The 15,180-nt window shown below is 50.4% G+C and carries 17 protein-coding genes; 3 read left to right on the top strand and 14 right to left on the bottom strand.

Annotated features, from left to right (window positions below; translation table 11 throughout):
* Positions 1-30 precede the first annotated feature (30 nt).
* The 4 genes from potD to potA are packed head-to-tail and all read right to left on the bottom strand — an operon-like array spanning position 31 to position 3,839.
* Positions 31-1,065, bottom strand: a complete 1,035-nt coding sequence (gene potD, locus HED65_RS08255; RefSeq protein WP_114978191.1) for a spermidine/putrescine ABC transporter substrate-binding protein PotD — start codon at positions 1,063-1,065, stop codon at positions 31-33.
* A complete protein-coding gene (gene potC, locus HED65_RS08250; protein WP_014169603.1) occupies positions 1,062-1,853 on the bottom strand; it encodes a spermidine/putrescine ABC transporter permease PotC in 792 nt (263 codons plus the stop codon). Before potC ends, potD begins: the two co-directional genes overlap by 4 nt.
* The gene (gene potB / locus HED65_RS08245; RefSeq protein ID WP_114978190.1) at positions 1,850-2,707 is read right to left on the bottom strand and encodes a spermidine/putrescine ABC transporter permease PotB; all 858 of its coding nucleotides are present in this window, start codon (positions 2,705-2,707) and stop codon (positions 1,850-1,852) included. Before potB ends, potC begins: the two co-directional genes overlap by 4 nt.
* Positions 2,691-3,839, bottom strand: a complete 1,149-nt coding sequence (potA, locus tag HED65_RS08240; RefSeq protein WP_168112385.1) for a spermidine/putrescine ABC transporter ATP-binding protein PotA — start codon at positions 3,837-3,839, stop codon at positions 2,691-2,693. The genes potB and potA overlap by 17 nt, the downstream gene beginning before the upstream one ends.
* Positions 3,840-4,076: 237 nt before the next feature.
* Here potA and pepT point away from each other — a divergent pair, with 237 nt between their 5' ends.
* Positions 4,077-5,300, top strand: a complete 1,224-nt coding sequence (pepT, locus tag HED65_RS08235; RefSeq protein ID WP_114978188.1) for a peptidase T — start codon at positions 4,077-4,079, stop codon at positions 5,298-5,300.
* 45 nt (positions 5,301-5,345) lie between these two features.
* Here pepT and HED65_RS08230 read toward each other — a convergent pair whose 3' ends face one another.
* The 10 genes from HED65_RS08230 to HED65_RS08185 all read right to left on the bottom strand — a co-directional run bounded on the left by HED65_RS08230 (position 5,346) and on the right by HED65_RS08185 (position 14,363).
* The gene (locus HED65_RS08230; protein ID WP_114978187.1) at positions 5,346-6,467 is read right to left on the bottom strand and encodes a ribosomal protein uL16 3-hydroxylase; all 1,122 of its coding nucleotides are present in this window, start codon (positions 6,465-6,467) and stop codon (positions 5,346-5,348) included.
* 91 nt (positions 6,468-6,558) lie between these two features.
* Entirely contained in the window at positions 6,559-8,022 is a 1,464-nt protein-coding gene (gene phoQ, locus HED65_RS08225; protein ID WP_114978186.1) for a two-component system sensor histidine kinase PhoQ, read from the bottom strand.
* Positions 8,023-8,694, bottom strand: coding sequence for a two-component system response regulator PhoP (gene phoP / locus HED65_RS08220; protein WP_114978376.1), 672 nt, complete (start codon positions 8,692-8,694; stop codon positions 8,023-8,025).
* A gap of 73 nt (positions 8,695-8,767) precedes the next feature.
* Positions 8,768-10,054, bottom strand: coding sequence for a site-specific integrase (locus HED65_RS08215; protein ID WP_114978185.1), 1,287 nt, complete (start codon positions 10,052-10,054; stop codon positions 8,768-8,770).
* Positions 10,054-10,269, bottom strand: coding sequence for an excisionase family protein (gene xisR, locus HED65_RS08210; protein WP_010429804.1), 216 nt, complete (start codon positions 10,267-10,269; stop codon positions 10,054-10,056). The genes HED65_RS08215 and xisR overlap by 1 nt, the downstream gene beginning before the upstream one ends.
* Positions 10,270-10,330: 61 nt before the next feature.
* Positions 10,331-10,636, bottom strand: a complete 306-nt coding sequence (locus HED65_RS08205; protein WP_209313352.1) for a DUF4060 family protein — start codon at positions 10,634-10,636, stop codon at positions 10,331-10,333.
* On the bottom strand, positions 10,557-12,449 hold the full coding sequence (locus HED65_RS08200; protein WP_114978183.1) for a RecE-related exodeoxyribonuclease: 1,893 nt from the start codon (positions 12,447-12,449) through the stop codon (positions 10,557-10,559). The genes HED65_RS08205 and HED65_RS08200 overlap by 80 nt, the downstream gene beginning before the upstream one ends.
* Before the next feature lie 222 nt (positions 12,450-12,671).
* Positions 12,672-12,944, bottom strand: coding sequence for a hypothetical protein (locus tag HED65_RS08195; protein ID WP_114978182.1), 273 nt, complete (start codon positions 12,942-12,944; stop codon positions 12,672-12,674).
* Positions 12,945-13,010: 66 nt separating this feature from the next.
* On the bottom strand, positions 13,011-13,196 hold the full coding sequence (locus tag HED65_RS08190) for a hypothetical protein (protein WP_147279786.1): 186 nt from the start codon (positions 13,194-13,196) through the stop codon (positions 13,011-13,013).
* Between the two features lie 726 nt (positions 13,197-13,922).
* Positions 13,923-14,363, bottom strand: coding sequence for a helix-turn-helix domain-containing protein (locus HED65_RS08185; RefSeq protein ID WP_114978181.1), 441 nt, complete (start codon positions 14,361-14,363; stop codon positions 13,923-13,925).
* A gap of 99 nt (positions 14,364-14,462) precedes the next feature.
* Between HED65_RS08185 and HED65_RS08180 the strand changes: the two genes are divergently transcribed.
* Together HED65_RS08180 and HED65_RS08175 are read left to right on the top strand one after the other, a co-directional pair.
* Positions 14,463-14,717 carry a helix-turn-helix domain-containing protein gene (locus tag HED65_RS08180; RefSeq protein ID WP_102752834.1) on the top strand — a complete coding sequence of 85 codons (255 nt, stop codon included), beginning with the start codon at positions 14,463-14,465 and terminating at the stop codon, positions 14,715-14,717.
* Positions 14,717-15,166, top strand: coding sequence for a toxin YdaT family protein (locus HED65_RS08175; RefSeq protein ID WP_114978180.1), 450 nt, complete (start codon positions 14,717-14,719; stop codon positions 15,164-15,166). Before HED65_RS08180 ends, HED65_RS08175 begins: the two co-directional genes overlap by 1 nt.
* The last annotated feature ends 14 nt before the right edge of the window (positions 15,167-15,180 follow it).

Raw genomic sequence — 15,180 nt, 5'->3', positions numbered from 1 at the left:
GCAGACGGCGTGAGGAAGTACGCGGTGTATTTATCTGCCCGCTTTCAATCTCTGATAGTACTCCTCGTAAAGGCGGCTGGCGTCACCGACATCGTTTTGCCATTCACCTTTGCTGATGGTCTGGGCATCCGGATAAAGCGATTTATCGTTCGCCACAGCCGGGCTGAGCAGTTTGCGCGCAGCCAGGTTTGGTGTCGGATAGCCAATCGTCTCAGCAACCTGTTTAGCCACGTCCGGGCGCAGCAGGAAGTTAATCAGCTTCAGAGCACCATCCACGTTTTTCGCATTGGCAGGAATTGCGAGACTATCCATCCAGAAGATACCGCCTTCTTTCGGCCAGACCACCTCAAGCGGTGTACCGGCCTGGCGGGCGACATATGCTGAGCCGTTCCAGACCATGCCCAGGTTCACTTCACCTTCCATATACGGGTTTGCCGGGTTATCAGAGTTGAAGGCCGCCACGTTAGGCATCAGCTTTTTGAGCTCGTTATACGCCGCTTCAATCTCTTTTGGATCCGTTGTGTTACCTGAGTAACCCAGCTTGCGTAGCGCCACCTGGAACACTTCGCGTGCGTCATCGGTTAACAACAGGCTACTTTTGTATTCCGGTTTCCACAGATCGGCCCAGCTGGTGACGGTTTTAGGATCGATCGCATCGCTGTTAATACCGATGGCTGTTGCACCCCAGATATACGGAATGGAGTAGTCGTTATTGGGGTCGAACGGCTTGTTGAGCATCTCAGGATCGAGGTTTGAAAAATGGGTTAACTTCGTTTTATCGATCTTCTGGATCATGCCCTCTTTGCGCATTTTATCGACAAAGTAGGTTGAGGGAACGACCAGATCGTACGCGCCTTCTTTGTACGTTTTCAGCTTGGCATACATGGTTTCATTCGACTCATAGGTGGAATAGATAACCTTGATGCCTGTCTCTTTCGTGAACTGTTCCAGCAGGCCTGGCGGCACATATTCGGTCCAGTTGTAGAAGTAGAGTGTTTTGCTGTCATCGGCATGTGCGGCACCCATTCCAAGCACCAGTGCCGCAGCGGCAAGTATTTTTTTCATTTCATTGTCCCCTGAGATTTTGTTTTATCACGAGCAATAACCTGGCTGGCAATCACCAGCACCAGCGAGAACACCAACAGAATGGTCGCCAGCGCGTTCACCTCAGGTGAGACGCCGACTTTTACCATTGAATAGATCTTCAGTGGCAGAATTTCGTAGCTCGGCCCTGTCACAAAGGAGGAGACGACAACGTCATCCATTGACAGGGTAAAGCTAAGTAGCCATCCAGCTGCCACGGCGGGCATCGCCAGCGGCAGGATGATTTTGCGCAGGATGGTCATCTCACTGGCACCCAGATCTTTCGCCGCTTCCAGCATGCGCACGTCGAACCCTTTCAGGCGCGCAAAAACAGTCACGACCACAAACGGCAGGCAGAAGGTGATATGGGAAAACAGCAGTGACCAGAAGCCAAGCTGAACGCCCAGCAGCATAAACAGCACCAGCAGCGAAATTGCCATGACGATATCGGGTGACATCATCACCACAAACAGCATGCCGCTGACAAACGGTTTGCCACGAAAACGATAGCGGTAGAGTGCTACAGCGGTGAGGGAGCCAATCAGCGTCGCGAAGGTGGCCGAGAATATCGCCATCGTCAGGGAATGCTGAGCGGCCTGCAGCAGGCTGTCGTTGTTCATCAGCAGGCTGTACCAGTTGGTGGTAAATCCCTGCCAGTTAATTCCGAAGCGTGAGCTGTTAAACGAGTTCACGATCAAAATGATAATCGGGATATAAAGGTAAGCGTAAATGGCGGTCATAAAACCGCCGCGAAGCAGTCGACCGATCATTCAAGCTCCACCTTTTTGTTCAGTAAACGTGAGGCACGCCAGTAAACCAGCAGCATCAGGCCCATTACCACCGTCAGGGTAATGCTGGTGGCCGAACCGAACGGCCAGTCACGAATGTTGAGGAACTGGCTCTTAATGACATTACCAATCAGCAGGTTTTTCGCCCCACCCATCAGGTCAGAAACGTAAAATAGCCCCATCGCCGGCAACATCACCAGCAGACAACCCGCGATAATACCGGGCATGGTCAGCGGGATGATAATACGGGTAAAGGTCTGCAGTTTACTTGCCCCCAAATCTTTAGCCGCTTCCAGCAGGGGTTTATCCAGCTTTTCAATGCTGGAGTAGAGCGGCATTACCATAAACGGCAACAGGATATAGACCAGTCCAACGATCACTGCGCCCGGCGTAAACATGATGCGCATTGGCGTTTCAATCACCCCCAGCCACAGCAGAAACTCATTGAGATAACCCTTCGTGCTGAGGAAGAGCTTCAGGCCATAAATTCGGATGAGCGAGTTCGTCCAGAAGGGAACAATCAGTAAAAACAGCAGTACCGGGCGGACCTTTTGCGGCAGATGCGCCAGAAACCACGCGAATGGATAACCGAGCACCAGACAGGCAACAGTGGCGAACAGCGCCATATTGAGTGAATGAAGAAGCACGTCAAAATAGAGCGGATCGAGCAGGCGCGCGTAGTTATCCAGCGTAAAAACCAGCGAAACGAAGTTTGTATCGTCCCGGGTAAGGAAGCTGGTGGCAATGATCATCAGGTTGGGTAGAAAGACAAATAACACAAGCCAACCGACGATAGTGGCAATCACCACATTCTGGAATTTACTTGTGTTCTTCATCAGTCAGTACAACCTCCCAGCTTTCTACCCAGTTAATAACCATTTTCTGGTCGAGTGAGTGGTCGAAGTCAGGGTCGTCCTCATTAAAGAACTCGCTGACCATCACCATTTTGCCGTTCTCCAGTTCGACAACAGATTCCAGCGTCATCCCTTTATAGTTCCGTTCGCGGATATAGCCAATAAGCCCCTCGGCCTCTGTATTGCCGTGAATTTCATCGACACGCAGATCTTCCGGACGCAGCAGAACGTTGAGTTTTTGTCCCTTTTCGACGGGGAAATTCACCGTGATATTGCACTCGCGTCCTTCAACACTGGCGCGCACGCGCTGGTCGTCCAGACGTTCAATCACCGTGGCATTGAAGATATTGATCTCACCAATGAAGCTGGCCACGAACAGGTTTTTCGGCTCTTCGTAGATTTCGCGCGGGGTACCGTCCTGTTCGATTTTGCCGTCGCGCATGACCACGATACGATCCGACATGGTCAGCGCCTCTTCCTGGTCGTGGGTCACGAACACAAAGGTAATGCCAAGCTTGCGCTGCAGGGCTTTAAGCTCGTTCTGCATCTGCTTGCGTAATTTGTAATCCAGCGCTGAAAGAGACTCATCCAGCAGGAGTAGACGCGGTTTATTCACCACGGCGCGGGCGATGGCCACACGCTGTTGCTGACCGCCGGAAAGCTGATGAGGCTTACGCTGAGCAAACTCTTCCAGTTGCACCATACGCAGCGCTTCAGTGACACGTGGTGGGATTTCGCTGGCCGGCGTTTTTTGCATGCGCAAACCAAATGCCACGTTTTCGAACACGGTCATATGCGGGAAAAGCGCATAGCTCTGAAAGACGGTGTTAACGTGACGATATTCAGCGGGGACCTGGGTAATATCCAGGTTTTCAAGATGGATAATGCCGTTATCGACATTTTCCAGCCCGGCGATAAGGCGCAGTACGGTTGTTTTGCCGCAGCCAGAGGGGCCAAGTAGCGTGAGGAACTCACCGTCATTGATGGTCAGGTTGAGCTCTGAAATAACCTCTTTACCATCAAAACTCTTACGAATTCGTTCCAGTTGCACCAGCGGTGAACGTGAACGGGATTGTGTATTCAATTTTTGCGCTGTCCCATATAGACGCCTCAGGCAGCAGACTGAAGCGGGGTTTGTGTGTAACCACCTTGGTGACTCGTAATGAGGGCGGACATTCTACGGTAAACCACTGGAATCGCCAATCCTTGTCACTGATTCATAAGCTACATTTACTAGCGTATAACGATATAAACGGAAAATATTCTCGTTTGCGGGATAAAAGTGACCTGACGCAATATTTGCGTTTTGATGCTTATTGATAATGTTGTCACAAAAAGTGAGGGTGACTGCATGGATAAATTACTTGAGCGTTTTTTACAGTACGTTTCGCTGGATACCCAATCTAAACCGGGTGTCCGCCAGGTGCCGAGCACCGAAGGCCAGTGGAAGTTATTAAATCTGCTTAAAGAGCAGCTTGACGCCATGGGGCTGGTGAACGTCACGTTAAGCGATAAAGGCACTGTGATGGGAACGCTGCCTGCAAATGTCCCGGGCGATATTCCGGCGATTGGCTTTATCTCCCATGTCGACACCTCTCCGGACTTTAGCGGCAAGCATGTGAACCCGCAGATTGTTGAAAACTACCGAGGCGGTGATATTGCGCTGGGCATTGGTGACGAGGTGCTCTCTCCGGTGATGTTCCCGGTACTGCACCAGTTACTCGGCCAGACGCTGATCACCACCGACGGGAAAACATTGCTGGGGGCAGATGACAAGGCGGGTATCGCGGAAATCATGACCGCGCTGGCGGTACTGAAGGGCAAAAATATCCCACATGGTGATATTCGTGTGGCATTCACGCCTGATGAAGAGGTCGGAAAGGGGGCGAAACATTTTGATGTGGAAGCCTTTAACGCGAAGTGGGCTTATACCGTCGATGGTGGTGGTGTAGGTGAGCTGGAGTATGAAAACTTCAATGCCGCATCGGTGACGATCAAGATTGTCGGGAACAATGTTCATCCGGGCTCCGCCAAAGGAGTGATGGTGAATGCGTTGTCGCTGGCATCACGTATTCATGCGGAAGTACCGGTTGAAGAAAGTCCGGAGCAGACTGAAGGCTATGAAGGTTTCTATCATCTGACCAGCATTAAGGGCACTGTAGACAACGCGCAGATGCACTACATCATCCGCGATTTTGACCGCAAAGCGTTTGAAGCGCGCAAGCGCAAGATGATGGAGATCGCGAAGAAGGTCGGGAAGGGTTTGCACCCTGACTGCTATATAGAGCTGATCATCGAAGACAGCTATTACAATATGCGCGAGAAGGTGATGGCGCATCCGCATATTATTGATATCGCCCAGCAGGCGATGCGCGATTGCGACATTGAACCGATCTTAAAACCAATTCGTGGCGGCACTGATGGATCACAGCTGTCATTTATGGGGCTGCCTTGTCCGAACCTGTTCACTGGCGGGTATAACTACCACGGTAAGCATGAGTTCGTGACGCTGGAAGGGATGGAAAAAGCAGTGAAAGTGATTGTGCGGATAGCGGAGTTAACCGCGAAGCGGTAAGACATTGCCCGGTAAGCGTAGCAACACCGGGCAAATGCTTATGACTCAGTCCTCAAAAAACCAGTACCCGCTGTTTACAAGTGCAGAGAGCATCGCGAGGAAAGAGGGATCTTCCAGTGCATCGCCGAAGGTATCAGCCGTTAGCACCAGATGGCTGGCGATGGCGTCCAGCGCCGGACGGTGTGGAGAATCCAGCTTCTCGCCATTGACGAACACATCTTCGCCAATCCGCAGAACGCGCAACCCGCCCAGACGAACCAGCTTATCGCCCTGTTGCAACGCATCATAAATTTCATCGGCCTGATACGGTGGCTCTGGCGGCGCAACATCCAGTTCGTGGCGGGACTGACTGACAAACTCACCAAACCACTGTTTGAAATGTTCGGGCTCGTTGATCAAATCCAGCATCATACCGCGCAGTTTATCCAGCTCTTCTGGCAGGATATCTGCCGGGTGCTCGCGCGCAGGGACATCGGGATCGCTGTAACGATAGCTGCCCAGTTCGCGTTGCAGAACATAGTCGGCAAAGCCGCTAATCATCTCGCGACCGCTTGGTGCACGGAACCCGACAGAGTAGTTCAGTGAGTTTTCCAGCGAATAGCCTTCGTGCGGGAATCCTGGCGGAATATAGAGAATATCACCCGGCTCCAGTTCTTCGTCGATGATCCCTTCAAAGGGATCGACCTGCAGCAGGTCCGGATGAGGGCAGTGCTGTTTCATTGGCACTTTTTCACCCACGCGCCAGCGGCGGCGGCCAGTCCCCTGAATGATAAACACGTCGTACTGATCCAGATGCGGACCCACACCGCCCCCAGGTACGGAGAAGGAGATCATCAGATCGTCCATTCGCCAGTCGGGCAAAGCACGGAACGGACGCATTAATGCGGCAGTAGGCTGGTGCCAGTGGTTGACCGCCTGCACCAGCAGTGACCAGTTGTTTTCACCCAGGTGATCATAGCTTTCGAATGGACCGTGGCTGACCTGCCATTTCCCGTCCTGATGGCTGACCAGGCGGCTGTCGACTTCGTTTTCCATGGCCAGACCGGCCAGCTCGTCAGGCGAGATGGGATCGATAAAATTGCTGAACCCGCGTTTCAGAACCACCGGGCGTTTTTGCCAGTAACGTTCAATAAACTCGGGCCAGTTAAGTGTTAAGTGATAGTCCATATTTTTTTATTCCGCAGGCTCTTATTGACTCGGATTATAACGGAAGCTCAGGAGCCTGGGTGCGAGATCCTCGCATTTTTCACATAACGGGTTAACTATCGTTCGATATGGGCTGCTGACGACCAAAAATCACTTCCATTCTGGCGCCGCCAAGTAAGCTTTCACCGGTTTCGATGTTGCCATCGTACTGGTCGACAATCTCACGTGCGACAGATAATCCCACGCCCTGGCCGGGACGCAGTGTGTCGGCACGCTGGCCACGGTCGAACACCATTTCACGTTTATTGCGTGGAATGCCCGGGCCGTCATCTTCAACAATAATGTGCAGTTCGTCCTCTGTCTGACGCGCCGACACTTCAACAAACTCCAGGCAATACTTGCAGGCGTTGTCGAGCAGGTTCCCCATCACTTCCATGAAATCATTTTTCTCGCCGACGAAGCTGATCTCCGGCGAGATATCAAGGCTGATATTTACCCCTTTTCGCTGGTAAACCTTGTTCAGCGCAGACGTGAGATTATCCAGCAGTGGCGCTACAGGATGCAATTCGCGGCTTAATAACGCGCTACCCGAGCGCATGCTGGCGCGATGCAGATAGTAACCAATTTGCTGAGAGATACGGCTGATTTGCTCTAGCATCACTGGCTCGGCATCATCGACGCTGAGTTTTGAACTGCGCATTGAACGCAATGTACTTTGCATTACCGCCAGCGGCGTCTTGAGGCTGTGTGTCAGGTCGGTAAGTGTGGTGCGGTATTTGTCATAGCGCTCGCGCTCGCTTTTCAGCAGGCGGTTGAGGTTCCGCACAAGGCTTGTCAGTTCACGTGTGGTTTCCGGGTTGAGCTTTTCACGGTGATGCTCTTCCAGTTCGCGAACCTCTTTCGCCAGTGATTCGATGGGGCGCAAGCTCCACCATGCCGCCACCCACAGTAGCGGGATCACCAGCAGTAGATTCGCGGCCAGAACATAGATGAACCAACTCCAGACCATATAAGAACGTTTCAGTTCGACCGGAATGGTGTCGATTACCACGATGGTCAACTGCGGCATGTTCATCGTCGCCGGATAGATATTGATTGCAACGGAGTGGGTCATTTCCGTTTCGGCATCATCGGCGCGGATCTCATTCAGTTTCTTTTGCAGGGAGCGATCTTCACGTATCAGCGAACTGGTGATATTAAGATCGGCCTCAATTTCATGAAACCCGTTGGTTTTAAGCCACTCAGGGCGAATACTGTCGACCAGCCAGGGAATATCACGCTGTGCCCATAGCAACTTTCCCTTTTCGTTATAAATCAGGGCCAGCGTTGGGCTTTGCTGGTTGAGGTTTTCCGGCATTTCTACGGTGATTTTGTTGTTTTCCCACTTCGCCAGGGTATAAAACAGATTGCTTTCACCGCGCAACAGCCGAAAGGTCGTTTTATCAAAGCTGACGCTGTAACCCACCAGCGCCACCATACCGTACGAAAGCGATAACACCAGGACAACGGCGGCCGTTGCCAGTAAAAAACGAACCCGTAGCGAGAGGGGCAGTATGTGGCGCAAAATCCGTCTCATTTAGCGTAATTCGAACAGGTAGCCCTGACCACGGACGGTGGTGATCACGTCCTGTGGGTACTGCATCTGAATTTTCTTACGCAAACGACCCATCAACACATCAATGGTGTGGCTCTCACGCAACTCGGCATCGGGGTAGAGCTGGAGCATCAGGGAATCCTTGCTCACTACTTTACCGCTGTTACGGATCAGCGTTTCCATGATGGTGTATTCGAAAGCGGTCAGCTTAATCACTTCATCGTTGATGGCTAATTCCCGTCGGGAGAGATCAACCTGGAACGGAGGGATGGAGATAACCTGCGAAGCCAGCCCGCTGTTGCGGCGTAACAGTGCCTGCATGCGCGCCGCCACCTCTTCAATATGAAACGGTTTGGTGACGTAATCATCTGCACCCGCACTGAGCACTTCAACTTTGTCCTGCCAGCCTTCACGGGCGGTCAGAACCAGAACCGGGAGAGAAACATCATGGCTGCGCCAGCGACGAATTAACGACAAACCGTCTTCATCAGGTAGCCCTAAATCGACAATGGCGATATCCGGCAGGTGTTCATTGAGATAATAATCGGCTTCTTTTGCATCTTCGGCATCGTCCACCTGATGTCCCATCTCCTGAAGTTGTACTTTCAGGTGATGGCGTAGCAATGCATTATCCTCAACAACCAATACGCGCATCATCTCTTCTCCCTAAATTAATGGTATGAATAGTTTAACGCTGATTATGGAGTTTGAAACCAGCGTCATGAAATTAAATGACTTTTTTAATGTTCCCAATACCTTGGGGGCGTCCTGGGGGCAAAGCTGTCGGCATATGATTGTTCAGCATGTTGACCTGGTCCTGGTTCATATCGCCGATCCACTTCGAATAAACCTCATACACCATGCGCGCATCCTCATGGCCCATCTGGCTGGCGATAAAGGAAGGGTTAGCACCAGCCATAAGCGTCCAGCACGCGAATGTGTGTCGGGACTGATAAGGATTTCTCTCACGTATTCCCGAAAGTTTAGTGCCCCTTTTCCATCCATACGAAATCGAGTTTTTGGAAAAAAAGTTCTCATTCACTGATGATTTCTTTTCCGGGGAAAACACAAACCGCAGATTTTGTGGCTCTGTTTTGCCGATTTCCCGGTGATGGAAAATGATCTGCTGTCTTGGGTTATTGCCTGTGGTTTCGAACTGCTCCAGCAACGCATCATGTGCAGGCTTAAGCAGGGTGATCGTTCGTATACCTGCATCTGTTTTCGGCGGCACAAACACCCGCTTGTTCGTCAGGCTTCTTGATACGTGAACTTCACCTTTTCTCAGATCGATATCCTCCCACGCCAGAGCACAAATCTCGCCGGGCCTCATTCCCGTGTGGACGGCTACAATGATGATCAAAGCCAGCTTTCGGGGAAGGGCGGAAATCAGTGCCTGGTACTCATGAAGTAGAAGCGGATCGGGGTCTGCCTTAGATAGCTTGAGCCGGGATACGCCCTCATAAGGAGCGTGTAATATAAACTGACTTCGATTCGCAAGCTTCAGCATTTCTGATAAAACCGCCATCTGTTTATTGACTGTTGAGGGCGCGCGTCCCTTTTTAACCAGGTTTGGCATTGAAGGGTTTAACACGCTGCCGGTCAGCAGCTCTTTGCGGTAATTAAGGATATCGGCGTGCTGAATATCAGCCAGGGGGGTATTTTCTCCTACAACGCGTTTCAGTGTGTTAACTGCAGACGTGAGTGAATGCAGCGTAGCCCCAGACACCTCCAGTGCTTTTGTATCAATGAAAAACTCGCTCAGCTCTTTAAAGGTCGTGATCCGCTTAGTTGATGAGAATTTTTTAAGAGCCTTTGATTCAGGGAAGCGCGCCGCATAGTCGAACTGGCCGAACTGGATCTCACTCACGATGACGGCGCGAAGGTTTCCCGCTTTCTTGATGTTGCTGCTGTTAACCACCCATCCCCGGAGAACTTCGCGGCAGCGAATGCCGCGATAGGTAAACGTGATCCTGATTTTTCCGTTATGAAGTTCAACGCCGGTTGGAAAGTTCATCATGCTTCCTGAATAAATCTATTAATCAGCGGAAAGTTGTACCAGACCAAAGCGCGTTTGCTTTCTCCACCGGGTACCGCGGGTACTCGCTTAAAATGAACCCCTTCAATCCAGCATCCGAGGCGATAAGCTTTTATTTGCCTGTCATCCAGCCCCGTTTTCTCAGTGAGCTTTCCCGCCACCATCCACTCTTCATCAAAAATGATTTGCGCCATGCTTAACTCCATGACGCCGCCACGATACCGCAGCGGCAGATAGTAATTTGATTGTCAAAAATCACCGACCAAGCCCGGGCAGACATTGGAGGTTCCTGGCGCGGGTCATTGCCGTGGCCACGTAGCTACGTGGGCGGTTTACAACCTCAACCGTAATTTTTCTCCCCTGGATCCTGATGGTGTAAAACGTCTGTTTGTCGCTGCGGCCATGCTCGCCATATTTCTCAAAATGGCATTTGAGCGCGGCGGCGCATGCTGGCCCGCCGATGCTGTCTCGTTTGCTTCGGTTAATCAGACGCACAGGAACCTTCCTGATGGCTGATAACACAGTGGGCAAGCCCGGAAGCCATAGCCGGTAATTCCTCATACTGATTGCAATATGCCGGGTTGGAACATAAGCCCTGCAGTGCTGCAATGGTCAGCTGTTGCAGGTAGGTAACAGACGTAAACGGCGCGGATGTTTCAGGCGCTGGTTCGGACACGGTTTTCTGTTTTGCAGTAACGGCTGGCGGATCTAGCACGACAGATTCTGGTGGTTCCGGACGGCGGTATTCCACGATCGCATCAAGAGCGATTTCCTGGCGGACACTGATATCGTCAGACCACTTTTCAAGGATCGTAGTAGCAACGTCCTGTACTTCTTCATCACTGAAATCGGGCGACAGATTAAATTCTGTCGTTGTGATATCTGCAATCAGTAGCGGGTAAAGGTGCTCGATATCTTTACCCGTGGTGGTGATGAGATATTCGATATCGTCCTTATCAACGATGTTTGTGCGCCCGGACATCAGCTCGTTTAATGCATGGGCGATTTCAATCTCACGATCATTTAGCGCTGGTGGTACTTCTTGTTTTTCGACTTCATTTGAGGGGGAATTATTAATCAGTGCATCAATAGAGAAGACTCCTCCGCCCAGGTTTTCCACCCGTGGCTGATCATCGGCTTGCTTTTCTGATGCTGGGCTCTTAGCGAATGCCTCTTTAAGTTCTTTGTCGAGTTGCGCAGCTTTGACCGGACAAATTGCTGGTGGCAGAGTTTCGCCCGATACAGTCGATTCGGTTTCATCATTTTCATTTTTCTCAGCATTAGTGCGAGGTTTAGGGCGGCAGGCCATATCAACCGTTTTCCGGTCAGGTTTAGCATGGTCACATTCAACCAGCTCGCGATTGATGTACTCACGCAAGGCGACAGGATCCATCCAGAGGTCTTCCGGAGCGGATTTAATCAGTGCGATGATGGCCGCGCGTGAATAGTCCAGAATTCCTGGGGTAGCCCGAAGCTTTTTCCACCATGCATTAAAGCGGGTGTCCTGTTCTGATTCAGCCATTGCTTTGGCAGGGATGAAGAATTTATTTGGGATAGAGTAGATGTCGATCTCGTCGTACATGCTCAGAATGGCAACAGCCACTTCGATACGCAGCGTAGAAAGGTTATGAACCAGATCCGGGCTGCGGTCTGTCTTGTTGTCACCGCCCAGCGTGGAGCCGGTGTCTGTACGGTTATCTTCTAAGTTAGTGCTATCAGCCTGAGGCCGCTTATCAACTGGGGTATCCAGCCACTTCTCCATAACCTTTACGCGTTCTGGCCATTTGGATGTGGGCTTCAGCTTCTGACCCACGTAAGCCATTAACTCAATTTGTTTTTCCGGGTGAAGAGACAGAATGCGTGGCAGATGGTGAATTGCTTCCATGTTCTCACGTTCCGGCGTGCATTCTGTATCAACAGAAAGGTCAACGATTTGATTGTATTGTGCTGCGTCAACTTCAAGTATCGGGCCAAAAAGAGCCAGTGCCGCAGCCTGAAAGCAGGTGGAGAAGCCGCTGACGGACAGTAATTTTACCTCCTGAGAGGCATCACTTTCTTCAGGTTCTGGCTGGGTTGCAGAAGCAGGTTCACCGGCATTCACATTCCAGATAGCCACGGTATCGAAAAATTCAGGCGAGAAAACATCAAGCTCAGGGCAGGGTAAACCTTCACGGTGCTCCCAGATTTTCACCTTAAAGTAATCATCAATATGTTCAGGGTGTTCAGCAGCCAGCTTGCCGAAAATAACAGCTTCAGCGATAGCTTTTGTGGCCGCATTAACTGCTGTGGCAAGCGGTTTTAAATCGGGGTGTTTTTTTAATGCTTTATCTTTTGGGAAGTAAGCACCACCAAATACTTTTAACTCAACAGACATAATAACCTCGTTTAATATTTGAAAAATGATGTTGAATGAAATGGCTTGCGGATGCCGCGTTTTACCTTTCTTAAAGCGTCACGCTTTTCTCTTTTTTCATTGCATTGCTCACATAAATAAATCGTGCGCTTAAAGGGATATATGTCTGTTTTCCTTTCGTGCATTTCCGATTTTTTATATTCATGGCAGCAAACAGCGCAATGACAAATGATGTCATCCATATCAGTTAAGTTGTTGTCGTTTGTAATCGTAATAAGACACGCCACAAGCGTTCTGTGCTTCTGAGAAATTTACAGACAGCAAGCTAATGCGCTCAACAGCGCAAACCGGGCAATGAAACTCACCGAGCACGTAGCCACCGTCAAGCACAACGGTTACAGGGCCTGAGGATGGCAAATGAACCACGCCTGAAATGGCACCGTTAATATTAAAGGTGGTAATTTCTTTATTTACGATAACAAGATTCAGCTCAACAGTTGTAACGCTGACTTTCATTTTTAACTCCTAGTTTAGGGTGTGAAAACCCCTGCCGTTTAAGGCATGGTTTTTATGATGGTAAAATTAAATTACTTTTAAATTATTTCGCCATTCCTGATAAGGCTGGCGATGCACAATAAAATTTCTGTATTTCCGTAATACCTTCCATGCTGCATGGCATCCGGCAATATCACGAAGAAACACTGAAGTGACTAGTTTTCCCTGTGCCCAGGCAATTTGTTGTTCCGGTGTTAATTGTGTCTTATCCATATATGAACACTCCACTATGAAACCAGCTTTAAAAAGGGTGGTATATGCCTAGACCACGGGAACGCATATACCACCAATATTAAACACAGCTACAAGTTGCGATTGCCCACAACTGGAAGCGCACTCCGCCAGTTAACAAACCGATCCCCATCAGTGAAAAGAGGAATGCGCTTACATGTTGTGGACGATTCATCTGCCCTGGTCCGGCGGCGCCACCTCGCCAGAGCAGATGTAAAGGGCAGTTACGCTACCAGTCGGCTTATTGGTCTGTGCAGGTATTTCAAGTCCTGCATCGCGGGGTTTGCTCTCCGCCCCAGGTTCTCCCCGCTAAGCTTTAGCGCGCAACCTGAGAAAACCGCCTTCAAGCCTTTGGCTTACGCCACATTCATGAAACTGCCTGGACGAACTCGGAAAAGCTCAGTGCTTCTTCACCTTCCGCCAGACTGTTGAAATACTCTTCATATGCTTTTTCCATCTCGAACCCCTGTTGCTGCTTTGCTTGGCTAATCACCCTTATCGCCGGGTAGGCGGAACGTTTACCTGTCGCACCTGTTGTGCTTCGATGCTTGTAAGGCTACAAGTTCAATTTGATAATTACAAATAAAAAAGATGATAAAAATGGAGAATGTAAAGGATGTTATTGAAAAATATCGTATTAAAGTTTTTTGGAGGGGATTGGAAACAACAAAGCCCGGCCAATGGCCAGGCTATATGGGGTAGGCGTGGTTATTTTTTGGGCTGGTTGGCGTACTTCATGAAGAATTCATAGAGCTGCTTGTAACGCATTTCGAAGGCGAGAAGCATGTTTTTTGCTTCAACGCTTGGGAACTGTCGATATACCGTAATCAGCCTAATCTCTTCTTCAGTCAGTGGCAAAAGTTCATTTCCGGCGCTGGCTCCCAAGACCGGATCCACAAACCTTACGCTTTCTTGCGGCAGTTCTTCCTCAGAAAAAAACCAAGCTTCCGGCTTACCTGTTGCTTCAGATAACCGTGTCAGATTAGGTCCGTTTGGCCGTGATGCGCCCTTTGCCCAAAGCTGAACCGCCTGGGCTGAAACGCCAATCTCTTTAGCCAATTGGCTTTGGTTCCAGCCAAGTTCATACAGGACCTGTTTGATCCTTTTGGCTGATGTCTCGTATTGAGCAGTTTCGGGTTTCTCTTTCATGCCTCTAGTTTACAAGTAAAGCTTGTTGTCGTCATACAAAATAAAACTTGTCAATTACAAATTCATTTTGTATTTTGTGAGTGTGTAACGGAGGTTTTTATGCAACCACAAACAAAAAACAAGTTATTTGGCATTACCAATCAGGCAGAAATCGCTCGCCAATTAGAGACGAGTCAGCAAAACGTTAGTTTATGGGTCACATCAGGCAAGTTTCCGCCGCGTAGGATCTTGCCATTTTGTCGGGCCGTTGGATTTGCGGTGACACCACACCAGCTCGATCCAGCCCTCTACCCAAACCCTACTGATGCGCTGCCTGTACAGGCTACCACCCATGAGCAAAAGGAGTCTGACTGATGGAAATCAAAAAGCTGGCATGCGAGCTGGAGTCCTGGGCGCAGGAAAAGGGCTGGAAGACGGTGACGCAGCTGATAACCCCGCATCACTTTGGTGATCTGCTTCAGTCACTGGATAACGTGACGGACCCTGACGAGTACGCGCGGCGGCTGCACAACAACAAGCAGATTATTCAGCGTGCGTTCCGCAACGATACACCGAACTACCTGAAACAGGCTGAAGCCCTGAGCTATGCCATCCGTACCGCCATTGATAACGAACTGGCGCAGAAGGACTGCAAGCACTACCAGGCAGCCAGGGTTAACAAAGAGTGTATCGAAGCCACCAATGCGGTCTTCACCGGCAAACCACAACCGGTAATCCGCCGCGAGACCCTGGAGGCGATCGACGCGCTGGCGCAGATGGCTGGCGTGAAGGTTCATATCTTGCACTGCCATCGAGCGGCATAAGGGTCAGTGAAGCC

The organism is Pantoea sp. LS15, from assembly GCF_012241585.1.
GTDB lineage: Bacteria > Pseudomonadota > Gammaproteobacteria > Enterobacterales > Enterobacteriaceae > Enterobacter.
The sequence above is the reverse complement of the archived record's forward strand: the minus strand, read 5'-3'. Positions and strand labels throughout refer to the sequence as shown.

What these genes read in the sequence shown, in the direction of transcription:
- potD (WP_114978191.1), bottom strand. Translation starts at nt 1,065, where the DNA reads ATGAAAAAAATACTTGCCGCTGCGGCACTGGTGCTTGGAATGGGTGCC.
- potC (WP_014169603.1), bottom strand. Translation starts at nt 1,853, where the DNA reads ATGATCGGTCGACTGCTTCGCGGCGGTTTTATGACCGCCATTTACGCT.
- potB (WP_114978190.1), bottom strand. Translation starts at nt 2,707, where the DNA reads ATGAAGAACACAAGTAAATTCCAGAATGTGGTGATTGCCACTATCGTC.
- pepT (WP_114978188.1), top strand. Translation starts at nt 4,077, where the DNA reads ATGGATAAATTACTTGAGCGTTTTTTACAGTACGTTTCGCTGGATACC.
- HED65_RS08230 (WP_114978187.1), bottom strand. Translation starts at nt 6,467, where the DNA reads ATGGACTATCACTTAACACTTAACTGGCCCGAGTTTATTGAACGTTAC.
- phoQ (WP_114978186.1), bottom strand. Translation starts at nt 8,022, where the DNA reads ATGAGACGGATTTTGCGCCACATACTGCCCCTCTCGCTACGGGTTCGT.
- phoP (WP_114978376.1), bottom strand. Translation starts at nt 8,694, where the DNA reads ATGCGCGTATTGGTTGTTGAGGATAATGCATTGCTACGCCATCACCTG.
- HED65_RS08215 (WP_114978185.1), bottom strand. Translation starts at nt 10,054, where the DNA reads ATGAACTTTCCAACCGGCGTTGAACTTCATAACGGAAAAATCAGGATC.
- xisR (WP_010429804.1), bottom strand. Translation starts at nt 10,269, where the DNA reads ATGGCGCAAATCATTTTTGATGAAGAGTGGATGGTGGCGGGAAAGCTC.
- HED65_RS08205 (WP_209313352.1), bottom strand. Translation starts at nt 10,636, where the DNA reads ATGAGGAATTACCGGCTATGGCTTCCGGGCTTGCCCACTGTGTTATCA.
- HED65_RS08200 (WP_114978183.1), bottom strand. Translation starts at nt 12,449, where the DNA reads ATGTCTGTTGAGTTAAAAGTATTTGGTGGTGCTTACTTCCCAAAAGAT.
- HED65_RS08195 (WP_114978182.1), bottom strand. Translation starts at nt 12,944, where the DNA reads ATGAAAGTCAGCGTTACAACTGTTGAGCTGAATCTTGTTATCGTAAAT.
- HED65_RS08190 (WP_147279786.1), bottom strand. Translation starts at nt 13,196, where the DNA reads ATGGATAAGACACAATTAACACCGGAACAACAAATTGCCTGGGCACAG.
- HED65_RS08185 (WP_114978181.1), bottom strand. Translation starts at nt 14,363, where the DNA reads ATGAAAGAGAAACCCGAAACTGCTCAATACGAGACATCAGCCAAAAGG.
- HED65_RS08180 (WP_102752834.1), top strand. Translation starts at nt 14,463, where the DNA reads ATGCAACCACAAACAAAAAACAAGTTATTTGGCATTACCAATCAGGCA.
- HED65_RS08175 (WP_114978180.1), top strand. Translation starts at nt 14,717, where the DNA reads ATGGAAATCAAAAAGCTGGCATGCGAGCTGGAGTCCTGGGCGCAGGAA.